Source organism: Bdellovibrio bacteriovorus (genome assembly GCF_048286975.1).
Lineage (GTDB): Bacteria > Bdellovibrionota > Bdellovibrionia > Bdellovibrionales > Bdellovibrionaceae > Bdellovibrio > Bdellovibrio bacteriovorus_H.
The window spans coordinates 103,861-120,589 of sequence record NZ_JBLVRT010000004.1 but is presented as its reverse complement, the minus strand read 5'-3'; the positions used below and the strand labels follow the sequence as shown (position 1 = coordinate 120,589).

Annotated in this window: 14 protein-coding genes; 11 read left to right on the top strand and 3 right to left on the bottom strand. The window is 51.2% G+C overall.

All coding sequences use genetic code 11. The features are described from left to right. The first annotated feature begins 28 nt into the window (after window positions 1–28). The 3 genes from ACNQKP_RS13450 to ACNQKP_RS13440 are packed head-to-tail and all read left to right on the top strand — an operon-like array spanning window position 29 to window position 2,984. Window positions 29–568, top strand: coding sequence for a pentapeptide repeat-containing protein (locus tag ACNQKP_RS13450; protein WP_417865153.1), 540 nt, complete (start codon window positions 29–31; stop codon window positions 566–568). Further along, window positions 538–1,716: a hypothetical protein gene (locus ACNQKP_RS13445; protein WP_417865152.1), complete on the top strand. Its 1,179-nt coding sequence runs from the start codon at window positions 538–540 to the stop codon at window positions 1,714–1,716. Before ACNQKP_RS13450 ends, ACNQKP_RS13445 begins: the two co-directional genes overlap by 31 nt. After that, entirely contained in the window at window positions 1,713–2,984 is a 1,272-nt protein-coding gene (locus ACNQKP_RS13440; protein ID WP_417865151.1) for a PQQ-binding-like beta-propeller repeat protein, read from the top strand. The genes ACNQKP_RS13445 and ACNQKP_RS13440 overlap by 4 nt, the downstream gene beginning before the upstream one ends. Here the strand turns inward: ACNQKP_RS13440 and ACNQKP_RS13435 are convergent. Beyond that, complete coding sequence (locus ACNQKP_RS13435) at window positions 2,974–3,606, bottom strand: hypothetical protein (RefSeq protein WP_417865150.1); 633 nt, start codon at window positions 3,604–3,606, stop codon at window positions 2,974–2,976. The two genes, ACNQKP_RS13440 and ACNQKP_RS13435, sit on opposite strands and share 11 nt — an antisense overlap. Window positions 3,607–3,732: 126 nt before the next feature. On the opposite strand from ACNQKP_RS13435, the gene ACNQKP_RS13430 reads away from it, so the two are divergent. The 6 genes from ACNQKP_RS13430 (at window position 3,733) to ACNQKP_RS13405 (ending at window position 13,723) form a co-directional block, all read left to right on the top strand. Beyond that, complete coding sequence (locus ACNQKP_RS13430; RefSeq protein ID WP_417865149.1) at window positions 3,733–4,356, top strand: hypothetical protein; 624 nt, start codon at window positions 3,733–3,735, stop codon at window positions 4,354–4,356. A 138-nt stretch (window positions 4,357–4,494) separates the two neighbouring features. Continuing rightward, complete coding sequence (locus tag ACNQKP_RS13425) at window positions 4,495–6,312, top strand: hypothetical protein (RefSeq protein WP_417865148.1); 1,818 nt, start codon at window positions 4,495–4,497, stop codon at window positions 6,310–6,312. Window positions 6,313–6,315: 3 nt separating this feature from the next. After that, entirely contained in the window at window positions 6,316–6,753 is a 438-nt protein-coding gene (locus ACNQKP_RS13420; protein ID WP_417865147.1) for a pentapeptide repeat-containing protein, read from the top strand. Next, on the top strand, window positions 6,750–7,973 hold the full coding sequence (locus ACNQKP_RS13415) for a hypothetical protein (RefSeq protein WP_417865146.1): 1,224 nt from the start codon (window positions 6,750–6,752) through the stop codon (window positions 7,971–7,973). The genes ACNQKP_RS13420 and ACNQKP_RS13415 overlap by 4 nt, the downstream gene beginning before the upstream one ends. A gap of 77 nt (window positions 7,974–8,050) precedes the next feature. Continuing rightward, window positions 8,051–12,964 (top strand): hypothetical protein, encoded by a 4,914-nt coding sequence (locus ACNQKP_RS13410; protein WP_417865145.1) that lies wholly within the window; start codon window positions 8,051–8,053, stop codon window positions 12,962–12,964. Window positions 12,965–13,066: 102 nt separating this feature from the next. After that, the gene (locus tag ACNQKP_RS13405; protein WP_038450124.1) at window positions 13,067–13,723 is read left to right on the top strand and encodes a hypothetical protein; all 657 of its coding nucleotides are present in this window, start codon (window positions 13,067–13,069) and stop codon (window positions 13,721–13,723) included. Between the two features lie 26 nt (window positions 13,724–13,749). On the opposite strand, the gene ACNQKP_RS13400 is transcribed toward ACNQKP_RS13405, so the two are convergent. Next, window positions 13,750–14,079: an HNH endonuclease gene (locus ACNQKP_RS13400; RefSeq protein ID WP_038450126.1), complete on the bottom strand. Its 330-nt coding sequence runs from the start codon at window positions 14,077–14,079 to the stop codon at window positions 13,750–13,752. A gap of 110 nt (window positions 14,080–14,189) precedes the next feature. Here ACNQKP_RS13400 and ACNQKP_RS13395 point away from each other — a divergent pair, with 110 nt between their 5' ends. Together ACNQKP_RS13395 and ACNQKP_RS13390 are read left to right on the top strand one after the other, a co-directional pair. Continuing rightward, window positions 14,190–15,332 carry a cyclic nucleotide-binding domain-containing protein gene (locus tag ACNQKP_RS13395; RefSeq protein ID WP_417865144.1) on the top strand — a complete coding sequence of 381 codons (1,143 nt, stop codon included), beginning with the start codon at window positions 14,190–14,192 and terminating at the stop codon, window positions 15,330–15,332. A 1-nt stretch (window position 15,333) separates the two neighbouring features. After that, a complete protein-coding gene (locus tag ACNQKP_RS13390; protein ID WP_417865143.1) occupies window positions 15,334–16,020 on the top strand; it encodes a PilZ domain-containing protein in 687 nt (228 codons plus the stop codon). Here ACNQKP_RS13390 and ACNQKP_RS13385 read toward each other — a convergent pair. Then, a complete protein-coding gene (locus ACNQKP_RS13385) occupies window positions 16,017–16,625 on the bottom strand; it encodes a DUF4337 domain-containing protein (protein ID WP_417865142.1) in 609 nt (202 codons plus the stop codon). The genes ACNQKP_RS13390 and ACNQKP_RS13385 overlap by 4 nt on opposite strands. Window positions 16,626–16,729 lie beyond the last annotated feature (104 nt).

The following is a 16,729-nucleotide window of genomic DNA, read 5'->3' as shown; positions in this document are numbered from 1 at the left end:
TTAAAAAGGTGCCATCATCTATCTCACAATGAGAAATCGGTTTTATTCGGAATATCTTTTCATTGCCCTACTCTGGACCAGTGGCGCCCAAGCCACTTCGCTCAGCGCTTCTCCCTGGAGCGGTCAAAGACTGGTTAATCTCGAATTCAATGAAAGCGCCCTGGCTTATGCTCAGGTGATCAATGCGACATTCAAAGACAGCTCTCTGGCGCAAAACACCTGGATGCAAATCACACTGACCAACACACGTTTTGAAAACACCCGCATCGTGGGGACCCAAAGCAACCGCTCTGAGTTCAGTGATGTTGAATTTGTTGATTCAAACCTCAGCGGATTCAAATGCGATCTTTGCCGCTTCACGAACTCCACATTCAGGAAAGTCCGCCTGGATGGGGCCCGCTTTTTGGGGGGCACTTTCAGCAATACACAATTTATAAATTCAGATCTCAGCCGCGCTGACTTTGTCGGTGTCAGGTTTGAAAGCTGCTCGGTCGATTCAGCGACGGCAAAAACCGTTCATCCGGCCATGCTGAAAAAATGGAATCTGCCGATTCTGGAGCAGCCATGAAAGAACTGCTGAAGTCCCGGGCCCTGCAGATCTATGGGGCATTGCTGGCTTTGACTCATGTGCTGTCGGCGTATTTCTGGATGGACCGATCGCTGGACCTGGTTGTCAGAAGTGCCGACAGATCTTCGTCGCTGTGCTGGCCGTTTTTGCCCTATTGCGAAAGCCTGCGATTTGTCAGCACCGGAACGGCATCGACCTATTTGCAGATTTATGCCGGTGTGGGTTTACTTACCGCCGTTCTTTTTCTGATTAAAAAAATCAAACCCGCTTATTTCCTCCTGCTGGCTTTGCTGGCGATGAAACTATACTTCACCAGTCTGTCTTATGGACTGATGGGGAATTATCATTACATGAGCTTCTTTGTGCAGGTGGCGTTCCTGTTCCTGCCACACAAAACCACAATGATTCCGTTCTTTATCGGAGTTTTTTACTGGGGCGCCGGAATTCTGAAACTGGATCCTGAATGGCTTTCAGGCGTGTCTTTGATTCACCCAAGTTTTCTGCCTGCACCTTTGCAGCACGCAAGCTTGATCTATGCCGTGATCCTGGAATGCATACTGGTGGTGGGGCTTTTCAGCCAGCGCCCTTGGATTCGCTATTTGACCCTGGCGCAGTTTGTTTTATTCCACGCTTTTTCCTGGCACATTGTGGGCTATTTCTATCCCCTGACAATGCTGTTGCTGCTGGGGCTTTTTGTGCTGATTCCCCTGTACCAGGAGTCATGGCAGGCGTTCTGGGATGAAAGCCTGCAAAACAAAAAGTCCGCCGTGATCCTGACCGCGGCGCTGGCTCTGCTTCAGATACTCCCCTTGCTTCTGGTGAAAGACAGTGCTGCATCGGGAGCACCAAGACTGATGTCCCTAAACATGCTCGATGCCCGCATGGAGTGCGAAACTCTGCTGATTCGCCACCAGAACAGGGCCGAGGAGGTTTACAATCCCTTTGTGAAAGCTCCTTCAACCCGCACGCAGTGTGATCCTCTGGTGTTTCTTTCCCAGATTGAATCTTTGTGCCAAAGTTCCGGTGAAAATTTTGATTTCTGGATGCAATCCCGTCGCACCACCGAATTGCAGATGCAAACCCGCCTGATCCTGCGTGATGTGTGCAAAAAGTCCCGCGCGGAACTGATGTGGGCGGAGGTGCTATGAAGTCCGCCTTATTTGGTATTTACTGTATAGTCATCCTGGGGCTGCTGATTCGGGCAGAATCCAACACCCTGCCTTTGCTGGAAAAGGACCTGAGTTTTCAGGAACTTCCTTCGCCGGTTCACGGGGCCACCCTGACTTACGAACTGAGTTCACGCGAAGCACGCTCACCGCAGTCCACCTATCGCGGAAATGCCAATCGCTCTGGCCTGGCGATTTCATCAGGGGATCACTTCAATGCCTTTCAACTAAAATGGCAAGTGCCGCAATTAAACAATGGCATTCACCGCGCCAGCAAAAGCTCACCGGCCGTGGATGATCAGGGTTTTTACGTCGCTGATGACACCGGCTTTTTGCGAGCTTATGACTGGACCGGATCACTGCGCTGGCAGTTTTATTCAGGAGTGAGTTCCCGTGGAATTCACTCCACTCCGTTAACGGATGAAGACAGTGTGTATGTGGGTGACTACGCCGGACACCTTTACTGCCTGAACAAAGACACCGGTGCCATCCGCTGGATCACCAAAACCGGCGTCACGATCGGTTCTTCGCCCTTTATGAAGGATGGAGTTCTGTACGTCGGAATTGAGCTGGCAAAACCCGACGGATACCTGCTGGCGGTTTCTGCCCGCGACGGAAAGTGGCTGTGGACATCGCCCTTGATCGGCAATCATCCCCATTCTTCGCCAGCGCTGACCCTTCCGCACAGCCTGATTCTGATGGGCTCCAACACCGGAGCCATGCAGGCCTACGAACTGGACGATGGAAAAGCAAGATGGAGCTTTACCACTGGCAGTGATATCAAGTGTGCGGCATTGATCCACGGTGACCGTGCTTACTTCAGTTCCTGGGATGGATTTATCTACGCTGTCAAAGCTGATACCGGAGCCTTGATCTGGAAAACCGAACTGGACAAAGGCGGCAGCATGAGTTGCCCCTCCATCAACGCCGACGGCACTGTCCTGGCGATCACCGGATTCATGAAAAACTTTGTCCTGGAAACAGCCACCGGAAAAATTATGTGGGAAAAAGCCATTGCCGGCCGCACTTCGCGCGCGCAGGCAAGCCCGTTGATCATTTCATATGCTCATCAGGAAACTGTGGTGATGCTTTGTGAAAACAGAAAAATCTGTGTTTATGATTTAAAAAACGCCCGGGAACTTCAGTCGCTGACGTTAAGCGGGGATTTTTCCGGTTCGCCGGTTTACTTCAAGAATCAGCTTTTCCTGGCGACAACCGGTCCCGATGGACTGCTGGTATTTACTCAATAGCGGCGCCCCCGGCGCCCAGACGAAGTTTGTAACCATTTTTTTCAACCATCGCACGGTCATACTGGGAGCCCACCGCCCCCGTCATCTGCCAGCCGCTTGGATGAGTCGCCACTGTCACCTCACCTCCGGAACTGACGATACGAGTGGCCTCTTTTATGACGGCATCAAACAGAAGGTCTTTTTGAGCCTGAAAACCCCCAAGATTGGTCACTTGCAGGGTTTTGATACCGGGCTCGGATGAACGGATGCTGCAAACCGAGAAACCAAAATCATCACTGGGAGTGCATACAACCGGGACCGTCCCCAGTCCTTTAATCACCGTGAACTGGGGAACATAACCGGCAACCACTGTGTTGTCTGAATTCATCAACTGAATTGCAAACTGAAGTTCGGTGACACCATCGGCCTTTCCAGAGGGACCGACCAGAATCTCTGATTTCGCAAAATCACTGATGGAAGGATCTGTGACCACACCGGCAATAGGCTGTTTATTGGTGATATCAATTCCAGGCGGCAGTTTGGGACCGCGAAGGCCTGCCAAATCCTGCAGACTGGCTTCGATTGAACAGCCTGTCAGCAGCAACAACAGTGGTAAAAGATTTATCGCAAGGTTCCGAAACATTCCAATGCCCCCGATTGATCTGTCTATTATATCGGCAGGATTCAGGACTTTCTGTAGATTACATCAGGTTTAGAATCCAGCCCCAATTCAAGAAAACTTTTGAAACATCCGAAATATCAAAGGTCTATGAGCATTCGGAACGTCATCTTATTAATTCTCGGGACTGCAGGGATCTCCGTTTTATCGGTGATCATCACCCTGCGTATGACTCAAACCAAAACAGACACTGCGACGCAAGTCAGTCAGCATCCAAAACAGATTTTGCCGGCCCAACAGCTTCCTCCAAATAATACAACTCCGGCACAACTGCCGCCAAACCCGGCACTGACACCACCAAAAGAAAAAACAGCTGCGGCTAATACGGATGCTGGTATGAACTTCGAGGCCGCCGCCATTCCCAAAGAATTCCAGCGCGGTCCGGTGGAGCAAAAGCCTTTATCAGCTGACAATGTCATCAACAGCCTGATGAAAGAAACTCCGGCCTGTCATGACGAATACAAAGAGCACTGCACGAAAAATCGATTTTTAGCTGAGCATCCATTGGCTTGCCTGCGCAGCAAAAAAGACCAGTTGTCACGGGCCTGCTTCAATCAGCTGTCGGCGGTGCGCGAGCGATTCCATCAGGACTGTGGTGAAGATATAAAAAGATTCTGCCCAAATGAAGCCAGCTATTTTGTTTGTTTGAAAAAACGCCTGTCTGAGCTGTCCCCTTCCTGCAAAAACAATATAGCAAAGTCCTCGCGCCCATAGTGTCTCGCCCTGAAACAAGATTTGTATAAATTGGTAATGCTTTATCCCCCGATTAATGTAGTTGGGAAAATAACCCGATAAATAAGGTATTGAGCGACTATTCGACCTTGTATTGAACGTTTCGGAAGGACATAAGGTATGGATTTTTCAACACTCATTAAATTCACGGCCACAGCTCTGTGCAGCTTAAGTGTCTCTGCCAATGCCAGCGTATCTCTGACTGAAGTGCCCCAGGGACTGACTGTCCAGGGTCGTATCATTCAGCCCAATGGAATGCCGCTGGAAGATTCGCATGTGTCTTTTAATATCAAGGTTCTTTCACCAGGGCCGGAAACATGCGTGCTGTTTGAAGAAAACCGCACAGTCAATATGACCAACAGCAAAGGGATCATCAACTTCACTCTGGGAAGCGGTGAAAATGGCGCCACCGTGGTGAACACGGGTCCACTTCTGCCCATTCATCAGGTGCTGAAAAATTCCTCTGCTATCAACGGACTGACTGCCTGTGCCGCGGGTTACACCGCCTATGTTCCGCAACCTGGTGATGCCCGTAAAGTTCGGGTCACGTTCACCGTCGGGTCCGACACCATCACCCTGTCTCCGGATTTCCAGATGCGTTCCGTTCCATATGCACTGGAATCTGAAAATGCCGTGGCTTTGAGTGGAAAAAAAGCCGCTGACTTTATCCAAGCTTCGGCAAATGTGACTCAGGAAAAGGCCGACACCTTGTTCCTGCCTGCCAACTTTGATGGACTGCTTTCGCTTCTGAATCCAGCGGCCTCCCCGCCTTCGGTGGGCACTATCGGAATCCCTTCTTCTGATGGCACCGCAGCGCCTCCGGCACGCGATGGTCTTATGCGCTATGATGAAAACACACAGACCGTGCAAGTATCTGTTGGTGGCCAATGGCAGCCGATTGTCACCGGCAACACCACTGTGGGCTCTTCCAATATTGCTGATGGATCCATTGGCACTGCGGATCTGGCATCCAATTCTGTGACAGCAGCCCAAATCAGCAGCAATGCCGTGACCACAGATAAAATTCTGGATGAAGCCATTACATCCGACAAATTGATGAACATGTCTGTCACCAACTCCAAGATCGCCGATGGTGCGATCACGTTTAATAAAATTGCCAACGGTGCAATTAGCACTTCCAAGATTGTCGATTCCGCCATCACCTCCGCAAAAATTCTGGATGGCAGTATTGTCACGGCGGATATGGCTGATTCTGCCATTACCAGCGCAAAGATCGCTGATGGCACAATTGTGACATCAGATGTGGCTGACTCTGCCATCACCAGTGCCAAGATCGACGACGGCACCATTGTCACCGCGGATCTGGCGAATAACGCGATCACAACGGCAAAGATTGCCGATGGGAATGTTACTGACGCAAAAATCAATACTGTATCTGGCAGTAAAGTGACCGGCAGTATTCCCGGCAATGCGGCTGGCTTCAACGGAGCCTTAAGTGGTGACGTCACCGGCGGGCAAAGCTCAACCGTGGTCACGGCCCTGCAAGGGCGCTCGGTTGCGAACGTCGGCCCGGGCGCAGGCCAGGTTCTGAAATGGAATGGTTCCCAATGGACACCGCAAGCGGACAATAACTCGGGTGGTACCATCACCAGTGTCGGTGCAGGCACCGGGTTGACCGGCGGTGGTTCTTCCGGAGCCGTGTCACTGGGCCTGACCAATACAGGTGTCGGTGCCGGCTGGTACGGAAGCTCTACGGTCATTCCGACGTTCTATGTCGATTCTCAGGGACGTATCACCGCGGTCAGTAACGTGGCTGCGGCGGCTGGCGCCGCCTGCGGAGGAACTCCGCACGGCCGAGTCACCCTGGCAGTCAACTGCGGAACTGCAGCCGTGACTCAATGTCTGAACGGTGGCAACGTTTCTTTGGGCACCGTTCTGGTTCCTAACGGGTGCGACGGTGACGGCGACGGTTTCTAAACTGTGAAAGCACTGACTTCTTATTATCTCATCATTTGCGTGGTCATTCTGGGAGGATACTATCTTCCCCATGGCCACGAGCTGTTTCCAGCTCCCAAAGTCCGGACATTGGATTTTCCGTCGGTGGAACAGACTTTCAATCCGGCATTTCCCGTACTGGCCCCCGGAACTGTCCCCCAATTCCCTGCAGCTGAAATCGTTCTGCAGGAAAATCTGTTTGCTCCTTTTGCAGTTTTACGCGACCAGAATCTGTCAGCCAAAAATCTTTCAAAATCCAACCTGAGCTTTGCAGACTTGCGAGGCGCCAATCTAAAAGGCACCAATCTTTCTCAGGCGCTGCTTTACGGAAGCCAGCTTGAGGGGGCTTTGTTTGACTCAAGCACCCGTCTGCCCTTTTCATCAGAAACCGCGCGGTCTTTGGGAATGCGAGACGACCGATGAAGACCTTAAAGTCTGAACTGCTGAAACAGCCCGCATTATGGGCTGTGGGCGCCATTTTAAGTTTTGAACATCTGCTGACGGTTTTTTTCTGGCTGACCGAAAGACCTTTGCTTTTGATTCTTTCACCGTCCACGCCGGCTGTGTGCTGGCCACTGCTTTCACAATGTGAAGCTTTCAAGCCCGGCCCTTTGCTGCTGCAGATATTGCTGGGCACTTATGCGGCATTGGCCGTGATTTCATTGGTCTTGTGGCCTCTGAAAAAGAAACCTGCAGAAGCGGTGGGGCTGCTTTGGGTTTTGCTGGTATTCAGGCTCGGGTTCATTATTCTGGATTACCGCCTGACGGGAAACTATCACTACATACCGACATTGCTGACTTTGGCGTTCCTGCTGATCCCCGAGCGGGCGCGGTCCCTGCCGATGACATTCTTCGTTTTGTATTTTACGGCCGGATTGCTAAAACTGAACGGCCAGTGGCTCAGTGGCTCGGCCATTAACGAACGACTGCTCCCTTCCGTGTTCACTGAGCTGGGTGTTTGGTATGTCCTGGTGCTGGAGCTGGGATTTATTTTTTTGCTGTTTGCAAAAAGCAATCGGTGGTTCTATTTCCTTTTTGCGCAGCTGGTGATTTTTCACCTCTATTCGTGGCATCTGACCAGATTCTTTTATCCTTCCGTGATGTTGCTGCTCTTAGGGACTCTACTGGTCACGCGGCCTTTGATTTCTGACTGGAACATCAAAGCCACATTCCAAAAAGTCTTTGCCTTGCGAAGTGCTGTCATTCTGACTGCGATCTTCCTTGCTTTGCAGCTGCCTCAGTACTATCTGCCCGGCGATGCCGCTTTAACGGGTGAAGGACGCATGTATGCGCTGATCATGTATGACGGCCGGGTCCAGTGTGAACCGCATGTGACCCTGTGGAAAAAAGACCAAAGCAAAGAAACCGTGCCACTCCTGCCACCATGGCTGATGACTCGTACGGCTTGTGATCCGTTGGTTTATATGCGGTTGGCTGAACATATCTGCCAGTGGACGGACAGAGATCCAGCGGTTCTTCAGGCGGATCTGACTGTGCCCGTGCGCTATCAAGGCGACAGCGACTGGCAGCCTCTGGTGACCGCCACAAACATTTGCAAAAGGCCACTGAGTTACTCCAGCTTCTTCCCGAACCCGTGGATCGCAAAGTCCCGAAAGGACTTTCAGACAATTGGATCAAAGTGATACACGCCCTCTGAAAAATCACTCAGATCACAACGATATACATTAATCGAAATTGTTAAAAAACCGATAAAGATGTGATGCTTCATGGACGTCTATCTTCAGCATATCTCGGCCTTGTATTGGGAATTACATTCCTGCTGGCCGGCTGTAATCTTACGGCCAACCTTGAAAGTCTCAGCTCACCTTCGGTGGCTTTGGAAGTCAGTCCAAAAATCAAAGGTGGTGAGATTCACCCGATCAAACTGAACATTGGCGGCACCTCCAATTATCAAACTGCAAAGATCTATTACACTCTGGATGGCACAACTTGGAGCCTTTTGGCAGAACTTCCCAAAGGCACCATCGAATACGCGTGGAATGTTCCTGCCGGTGATTATCCTCTGGCCGCCCTTCGCGCCATGCTGACTGACGAGGCCGGCAAAACCATTGAATCCGAAAGTCCCCTGGCTATCGACTCGACTCCTCCGGTTATTCCGCTGATCACAGATGAAACTGCGGCTTTGTCCCGAGATACTATGGCGCTGTTCACTTTGGCTGACTGCAGTGACGCAAAATTCGTAAAAATTACGGACAGTGCCACTGTGCCAGCCTTTGATTCCACCTGGGCAACTTGCTCTACAGCGGCTTCGGCCCTGGCAGCAGCCATGGATACGGACCGTGTTTATCCTTTCCACCTGTGGTTTGCCGATGATGTGGGAAATATCAACACCGCGATTTCCGCTTACAGTAAAACCCGCGACCGCTCGGCACCGGAAGTGGAGCTGACAAGCTTTCTTTCGGCGCAAAACATCAACGGCGGCAGCACTCAGGATATCAGCTGGACCTACACAGATGCACACCCGGCAGCCAATCCTGTTTCGTTTTATTATTCTGTGAACAATGGAAGCACGTGGACCGCGATTGCCGAAGATCAACTCAACACCAGCCCCTATTCCTGGGCTACCGGCGCACTGAATTCAAATCAGCTGCGCATCAAAGTTGTAGGTGAAGATGCATTGGGCAATATCTCTGAAGATATTTCTCCGGTTTCACATTTGATCGACAGCCTGGATCCTGTTGCCAGTCTGACAATCACTCCCGATCACACCGTCGCTCATAAAGGTGGCGATGTTCTTGTCTTTAACTGGCTTGCCACAGATGCCAATTTCGGGACCAATCCTGTCGAGATTGCTTATTCCATCGATGGTGTGATCTGGACCTATGTTGAGTCCGTGATCAGTCACCCCTCCAGCGGAACCATGAACGTGACAGTTCCGCTGGCGATGAACACCTCCACTTTGGTTTTTGCCATCAGAGCCACTGACAAAGTGGGCAGAAATGCGATCATTTACAGTCAGCCCTTCACTATCGATAACACCAACCCGGCGCTGGCCTGGGGCACTCCGGCTGCTGGAGCCAACGGCATCAACGGCCTGACCGTGACAGGAACCTGCGGCGGCCTGACCGGTGATGGTGCCAACGTAGTGCTTACAGGCGACATCAGCGGAGCACCTGTAACCACGGCATGTACGGCTGGATCCTGGAGTACGGCAGTTACCTTCACTTCAGGTTTTGGTGCAAAATCCATCACTGCCACACAAACCGATCACGCCGGAAATTCCACAGCGGTCAGCCGCGCCTTTACACGCAATCAACTGGCGGCAAAAAACTATGACTTGAGCTTTATTGATCCCGTGTACCGCAAATCCGGCGACGTTGTGGCCTTTGACTTCAGCAGCCTTGCTTTGGATTCAGAAGTCGCCTCGTGGAAAGTCTATTTCGTGGATGATGCGGATTCGGCCACCGAGGTTCAGTCTTTGACGGCGCCGACCAACAGCTACAACTACACCTTTACTTCCGGATCACAAAGACATGCCAAAATGCGTGTCACAGTGACAGATGTCCAAGGCAATGTCACAACAACAACCTCCAACCCGTTCCAGGTTCTGACTGAAGTTGTGACCGTTATTGGACAGGAACCGGTCAATGGCAATGCGGCGGATGGTCTGCCGGGAATTGCCAGACTGGATGCCCCTTATGCCTTGACCCGCCTGGGTTCAAATCTAATTCTGGCGGATCGTTATTATATTCGCAGTATCGACACAACGGTTCCGGCAATGCCCATAGTCAGCACTCTGGTGGGTTCCGGTTACACTACGGCAAGCGCAGGTCCGGGCCGTGAGGTTTCCATCGGACATGCTGTTGGCATTGCCACCGATGGCACCTATGTTTATTTCTCCGATCATACGCGCCACTGCATTCTGCGCTACAATCCAAGCCCCATGGTAAAAACCGTGGAGGTTTTGCTGGGTGCCTGTGGAACTGCGGGCCGCCCCGCCGCCAACGAAGACCAAACCAAAGCCACCTCCCGCTTCAGCAGTCCGGGTGACATCAAATACCACAACGGTGCCTTGTACATTTCTGACACCGTCAACAGCTGTATTCGTCGGTTTGACATGAACGACACCGTTTCGGTTATCGCAGGCTTGTGCGGAACTGGCGGTTACACCCTGGGAAATCTGGGGACTAACCGTATCCGAAATATCGGTATTGATATCGATAACTCAGGAAATCTATGGATTGCGGGTAACACCAATGGCACTCTCAGCTATATCTCCCTGACCGCCCCGTACGAAATGAAGTCTTTTGCAGCAGGTCCGATGGTCGGCGCCGACGTTCTGCAACTGGGCACTCCATCACAAACCTCCATTCGATCTCCTTACGGAGTCAAAGCCTACAACAATGGCGCACGAAACAGTCTGTTTGTGTCGGATCAGTATTCCCAGGTCGTCGTTGAGATTCCGTATGACCCCGCGAATCCTCAAAGCTTCATCGGATCCTCGGTCATTGTTGCGGGCCAACCGGGCCTGGCCGGAAATCAAGCCGGAGCTTTGGGCAACAACAAGTTGTTTGTGCCTTCCATGCTCTATATGGAAGGCAACGAATTGTATATATCAAGCACCCTCGGCAGTCAGATCATGAAACTGAATGTGGACACCTATAATCTGACCACGTGGTTCGGCATTCCAGCTGAAGTCACAGACTTCAGAACAGCCGGAGGCATGCCAAGAATATCCAATCCCCGCTTCATGACCTCGGATGGTACCAATATCTATTTATCCTCTGCCAATTCTCTCCGGCAGGTGCACCTGGCAAATCAAACCGTCACGACAATTGCCGGTAACGGCAGCCTGGGCGGTATCACCGACGGGCCCATGGGCACATCGCGCTTTTCGCAGCCTTGGGGCGTTTACAAAGTCCCGGGTGGAATTTACAGCATTGATCGCTCTGCCGCGACCATTCGCTTTACCACCAATGCAGGTGTGACCCGCACTGTGGCGGGAACACCTAATGTGCATGGCTTTATCGAAGCGGCTTCCCCAGGAGACATCTCCAGATTCAACGGTCCGACGGACCTGTGTGCCATCGGAAACTCAATTTATCTGGTGGACAACGACAACGCTCGGGTTCGCCGATTGGACGTGATCGACATCAATGATCCGGTTACAAATCCCGCGACGGCATCCATTGCGGGCGGTACCGTCGGATATCAGGATGGTGCCGGGGCCGCCGCACAATTCACAGAACCCATCGGAATTGGCTGCATCACGGGTGGAGCTCATGAAGGCGTTTACGTCAACGACACCCGCGCTGTTCGCAAAGTCACTCTGGCCGGAAACGTGACAACCATTGCAGGCAGTCTGACCCTGACAGGCGGCAGCGATGGCGTGGGCACCGCATCCCGCTTTGATTCTCTGGTCGGAATGGATGTTGTCGGCAACACTTTGTATCTTGCGGAAAACACGGGCCGCCTGCGAATGATGGATCTGGACTCTGGAGCGGTGACGTCAGTTATCAACAAAGATTTCGCCACTTCAACCCGGGCCGGGCGCATGTGGACTTATGTGAACAAAAGCGGCTTCTATGATGTCGTTATTATTGGGACTTCAGCGTATGTCACGCAGATCAACTTAAACACCCTTCTGCGTATCAGCCTGGTCAATGAAGAGATTGAACAGATGGTCGGCTATGGCCAGATTCGTGACAACTATAAGGCGGACAATGACGGATCCTATGCACGCAATATCGCCTATGCCCGCGGCACCAATCAGGTGAAAGTGGGCGACGATCTTTATGTTGTGGGCTTCTACGACTCTGCTGTTTATAAGGTCGACATCAATGGCGTCGTCAGTCTGTTTGCCGGAAAACCCGGCACCCCCGGCAGCATTGATGGCCCTCGCTTGAGTGCTCGCTTCCACTCGTCTCATTACATCACTCACTACAATGGCAGTCTGATCGTTTCCGACTATGAATTGGGCATCCTGCGCAAAATTGACCTGACCTCGGGAGTTGTTTCCACTCTGGCCGGCACCCTGGGTGAGTCCGGCAGCGTTGACGGGGATGCTTTGACAGTCGCGAGATTGAATCAACCCTATGGAATAGCTGTGCAGGGGAATTATTTGTATTTCGCGGAAAGAACAGCGTCTTTAGTGCGTGCCATGAACCTGACGACAAATGAAATTTTCACAGTGATGGGGACGGCAAATACCAGCGGTGCTGACGATGGCGACAAAACCACGGGACGACTGAACGATCCTTACGCTTTGACTGCGCTTGGCAACTATCTGTATGTCACTAGCAACGATTCAGGAACTTTAAGAAAGATCGATATCACTGATCCGTATAACGCGACAGTCACCACCATTGCGGGCACAGATGGTATTCAGGGCTACGCCAATGGCACCGGAGCCGGAGTGCGCACATTCGCTGGCACGGGACTTACCAATGACGGGAAATATGTGTATTTCACTGAACGAGGCAGCAGCACAGTTCGCCGCCTGAATCCTGCCACCAACGAAGTCACTCTGTGGATGGGGAACCCTGACTTTACAGGCCATCGCGATGGCCCGATGGCAGATGCTCTGCTCTTAAAACCCATCCAGCCGCACTTCACTCCAGAGGGAATGTACATCTCCAGCGGTGACCATTATAATGTGCGTTTGGCTAAATAAGATGCAACTTCCGGTCAAGGAAACTTATCCAGAACATCGTTAGCATTCTAAATACTGTCTGTAACTTGGCAAAACTGAAGAGTTGTGCATAAACTCTTTTATATGCAGTCGTCATCCGGGCTCAGTCGTCATGCACGTTTTAAGATTCTGAGCGAAAACATCAGTGCACTTATTGAAGAAGAAGGACTTCTGGTTCGTCCCTATGGGCACGCCACCCTGCCTTACTTCAATCTCCTCACCGCTGAAGAGCAAGAACAGGTTCTACGAGACATTCTGATTTACTTTCAAGTCTGCACCGACGTGAAATCCCAGAACGGCAGTTTGAAGGACACCCGATTGTTCACGGAAAAAGCCATCCATCGTCTGGGCGTCAGTGTGGATCCGTTTATTCTGGAACAAATTCAGCCCCATCACCTGATTGAAATCTACACTCAGGCGCAAACTCAGATCTTCCGCAGCTTGAAGTTCTTCGAAGTGTGCAGCTATTCACTGGAAGACCTTTATTGTCGCAAGTGGTATCACCTGTACCAGCGCACCACTCAGGATCAGGAGAATCTCGAGGCCGACATTGGCAGGTACTACTCACAAAGTCCTCTGCGAACCATCCAGGCGACTGCTCCGGAACACACCATCCATGCTCTCGGCGCCCTGGAAAGGGATGAAATCATCACGCAAATATTCTGGCTTAGCCCATTGCAGTCTCTGACCAAGGGGGATTCTTACATCCTCACCGTCGCAACAAGCCGGCTGCCCCAATAAAAAACGCCCGTTCCCGGGCGTTGTTGTTATTCTTGATTTTCGTCGTCAGATTCCGGAGTCGGTGTGGACGAACTTTTCAGCTCCTCCATGGCCAGTTCCGCACGGGTTTTGTAACCCTTTTTGCTGTTGCAGTCCTTGCAGGAGGGAACGCAATTGTTCTTATTGGATTTGCCCCCGCGGGCGATGGGGATCAGGTGATCCATTGTGAGATCAGCCGGTTTGAAACGCTCACCGCAGTGATAGCACAGACCTTTGCCCAGCTCCTGCTTCCACCATTGGCTTTGGCGAAGCTCCCGGGCCTTGGCTTTTTCACGTTTTTGATGCTCCGGAGGAGCGGCCGAAAAGAAGTAATCCATCCGCACCGTTATAACGTATGAAACTGGACCTCGCAAGCCCCCGCCCGAACTCAATTTTAGGGCCCTTTCAGCCGATATAACCATGTGATTTCTTTAAGGAGTGGGATTTTATGTCTGTAAAAACCTTTAAAAAAGGCGAAGTGATCTATAAAGACGGCGATAAAATTACGGCCGTTTATCTGATCCAATCCGGTGGTGCGAATCAATGTCTGATCCGCGGGAAAAAGACCATCGACCTTTTCCAGTTGGGTTCTTCTCACATTCTTGGTGATCAGGTGATTCTGGGGCAAGCCACTCACCCCACATCTGCGGTTGCGACCACTGAAACCAAGGTGCTGGAAATTCCGGTTGAAACCCTGAAGCAACAATACGAAGGCGCACCACAGATGCTGAAGGTGATCATCAAGTCCCTGGCAGACCGTCTGCGCCTGGCGATGAATGATGTTCGTTCCAGCAAAATGGAAAAAGACTCGTCCCCTTGTCCTGAAGATCAGGTGGCGAAGGTGTACGGTGCTGTCTTCCACACCGCCAATCACAAAGGCGACAGATCCCAGGCCGGCCGTGTGATCGTGGACTGGAACATGATGAAGCAATATTCCCAGCGCGTGATGGGCGATTCACCGAAACGCATTGAACAAGCCATCAATATTCTTGTGAAACTGAAGCTGGCTTTGTACGAAATGGGCAAAGACCCGACAAACCCTGATGGACCGGAAGAAATCCAAAAAGTTCACTTCCTGGATCTGGGGTTGGTGGAAAGCTTCTTTGAATTCTATCAATACTACTATTTCAAGGGCGGCAGATCCGACCTTTTGAAAGTCGATGAACTGTGCATGCAAATGCTGGGGGCAATCCTGAAGCTGTCAGAAAATGAACAGCCGGACCGCTTCGGCATCGTCGGCGTTGATTTCGCGAAATTCAGCGAATACTGCAAAGAAGAAATCGGCATCAATCTGAACAATGACCACTTTGCCCGTCTGGAGGGCAAAGGTGTCTTCATGAAACGCAAAAATGCCGGCACCGGCGTGGTCCTGCAATTTGAAGTCAAAGAATTCCGCTCGATCCTGCAAAGCTGGAAGATGCTGCGCGAGATTGAAAAATGGAATGAAAAAGGCTTTGTCGACATGGACGAAAAAGAAGAAAAACCAAAGAAAAAATCCAGTGGTCCTGCCTGCCCGGCCTGCAGTGCCGATGTTCAGGCTGGCGCCAAATTCTGCCATGAGTGTGGCCATAAGATGACTGCGGCGGCTTAATATGAGTGAATCCCTGATCGTTTTTAAAGCCATTCACAACGAAGCCGAAAAACAGACGCTGTTACAGCGTCTGGTGAACAGCAATGAATCGATTGTCCTTAGAGACAAATTCGATCGCAGCATCACACTGCGAACCATGGGCGTGAACGACAAATTGCAGATCAAATGTCACCCACCGGAATCCACCGCCATGAACACGGAGGATTCTGCAACGTTTACCGCAAGCTTCTCAATAAGAGGTGAAAAGTACCTGTTTGAAACCCATCCGGTTATCAACGAAAACAACGTCACACTGACGGTGCTAAACCTGTTCCATCTGCAAAAAAGAAAAAATTATCGCTACGTGATCCCGTCGGACTATTCCGCAGAATTCGTGGTGACTTACCTGAATCAATCCGTGTGTTCACACACCTGCCGTCTGCTGGATCTGTCCACCGAAGGCTGCGCTGTGGAAATTCCGCAGACCGAAGCCAGTTTGCATCTTGAAGATCTTGTGGAAGCTGAAATCTTCCTCGGCGATCGCGATCCGATCGTCGTTCAGGGTCTGATTAAAAATATCCGCGTGAAAAATGACGAAATGCTGGTATTAGGCGTGGAGTTCAATCACATGGCCAATGCCAGCGAGGGCAAAATCGTAGCCTCCCTCACTGATTTGCAACGCGATATCTATTTCCGTCGCACCGGCTAGGCAACACCCAGATAAGCCCAAAGGGAAATCCCTGTGCCGAGCATTCCCAAGACACACATGCCTGCAAAAAACACGTTTTGCAGGCTTTCTTTTTTCAGGATCAAGCTCATCGCCCCCAGCACCAGGCACAGCTGGAAGAACAAACTGGACATGTCAAAGCGGTCCCCGGCAACCGACAATGTCGCCAGATGGGATTCCATTTCCTGAGCACCGATGATTTTGCCCATTTCGCCGTTGATATCCTGAACCCAGTTGTCCTGTCCCACCGTCCGGGACCCGCGAAGGATTTCATTCTTTTCTTTTTTATAGCGCAGAATGCGTTTCTGCAAAGTGACCAGATGATTGTCGATGGCCTTTTCAGTTCCCGGCTTCAAAGCTCCGGCCTGCTTCAGGCTTTCCAGCAGGGACTTTTCCCCTTCAACCAGCGTTTCTTTCACGCTTTTCGACTGGTACCACATGTAAGCCGCGGCTTTTTCATTGGTTCCGATGATCTCATCATCCCCGTACTTGCCTGCAACCAGATCACTCACCGCCATGACCGCAGCAAAAACGGCGATCACAACACCACAACGAATTTCAAAATTGGAAGATTTATCGTCTGACATGACGAAAGATTTAAAAGCATTCCATCTGTGTCAGTCAACTTTTTCCTGAGCGCATGAATGACAAAATACACCGCTGCCATTTCAGCAAAAGAAATATCATGAGG

Coding starts and splice junctions, on each gene's coding strand:
- ACNQKP_RS13415 (WP_417865146.1), top strand. CDS start 6,750: ATGAAGACCTTAAAGTCTGAACTGCTGAAACAGCCCGCATTATGGGCT.
- ACNQKP_RS13450 (WP_417865153.1), top strand. CDS start 29: ATGAGAAATCGGTTTTATTCGGAATATCTTTTCATTGCCCTACTCTGG.
- ACNQKP_RS13385 (WP_417865142.1), bottom strand. CDS start 16,625: ATGTCAGACGATAAATCTTCCAATTTTGAAATTCGTTGTGGTGTTGTG.
- ACNQKP_RS13430 (WP_417865149.1), top strand. CDS start 3,733: ATGAGCATTCGGAACGTCATCTTATTAATTCTCGGGACTGCAGGGATC.
- ACNQKP_RS13400 (WP_038450126.1), bottom strand. CDS start 14,079: ATGGATTACTTCTTTTCGGCCGCTCCTCCGGAGCATCAAAAACGTGAA.
- ACNQKP_RS13435 (WP_417865150.1), bottom strand. CDS start 3,606: ATGTTTCGGAACCTTGCGATAAATCTTTTACCACTGTTGTTGCTGCTG.
- ACNQKP_RS13440 (WP_417865151.1), top strand. CDS start 1,713: ATGAAGTCCGCCTTATTTGGTATTTACTGTATAGTCATCCTGGGGCTG.
- ACNQKP_RS13405 (WP_038450124.1), top strand. CDS start 13,067: ATGCAGTCGTCATCCGGGCTCAGTCGTCATGCACGTTTTAAGATTCTG.
- ACNQKP_RS13395 (WP_417865144.1), top strand. CDS start 14,190: ATGTCTGTAAAAACCTTTAAAAAAGGCGAAGTGATCTATAAAGACGGC.
- ACNQKP_RS13410 (WP_417865145.1), top strand. CDS start 8,051: ATGCTTCATGGACGTCTATCTTCAGCATATCTCGGCCTTGTATTGGGA.
- ACNQKP_RS13425 (WP_417865148.1), top strand. CDS start 4,495: ATGGATTTTTCAACACTCATTAAATTCACGGCCACAGCTCTGTGCAGC.
- ACNQKP_RS13390 (WP_417865143.1), top strand. CDS start 15,334: ATGAGTGAATCCCTGATCGTTTTTAAAGCCATTCACAACGAAGCCGAA.
- ACNQKP_RS13445 (WP_417865152.1), top strand. CDS start 538: ATGGAATCTGCCGATTCTGGAGCAGCCATGAAAGAACTGCTGAAGTCC.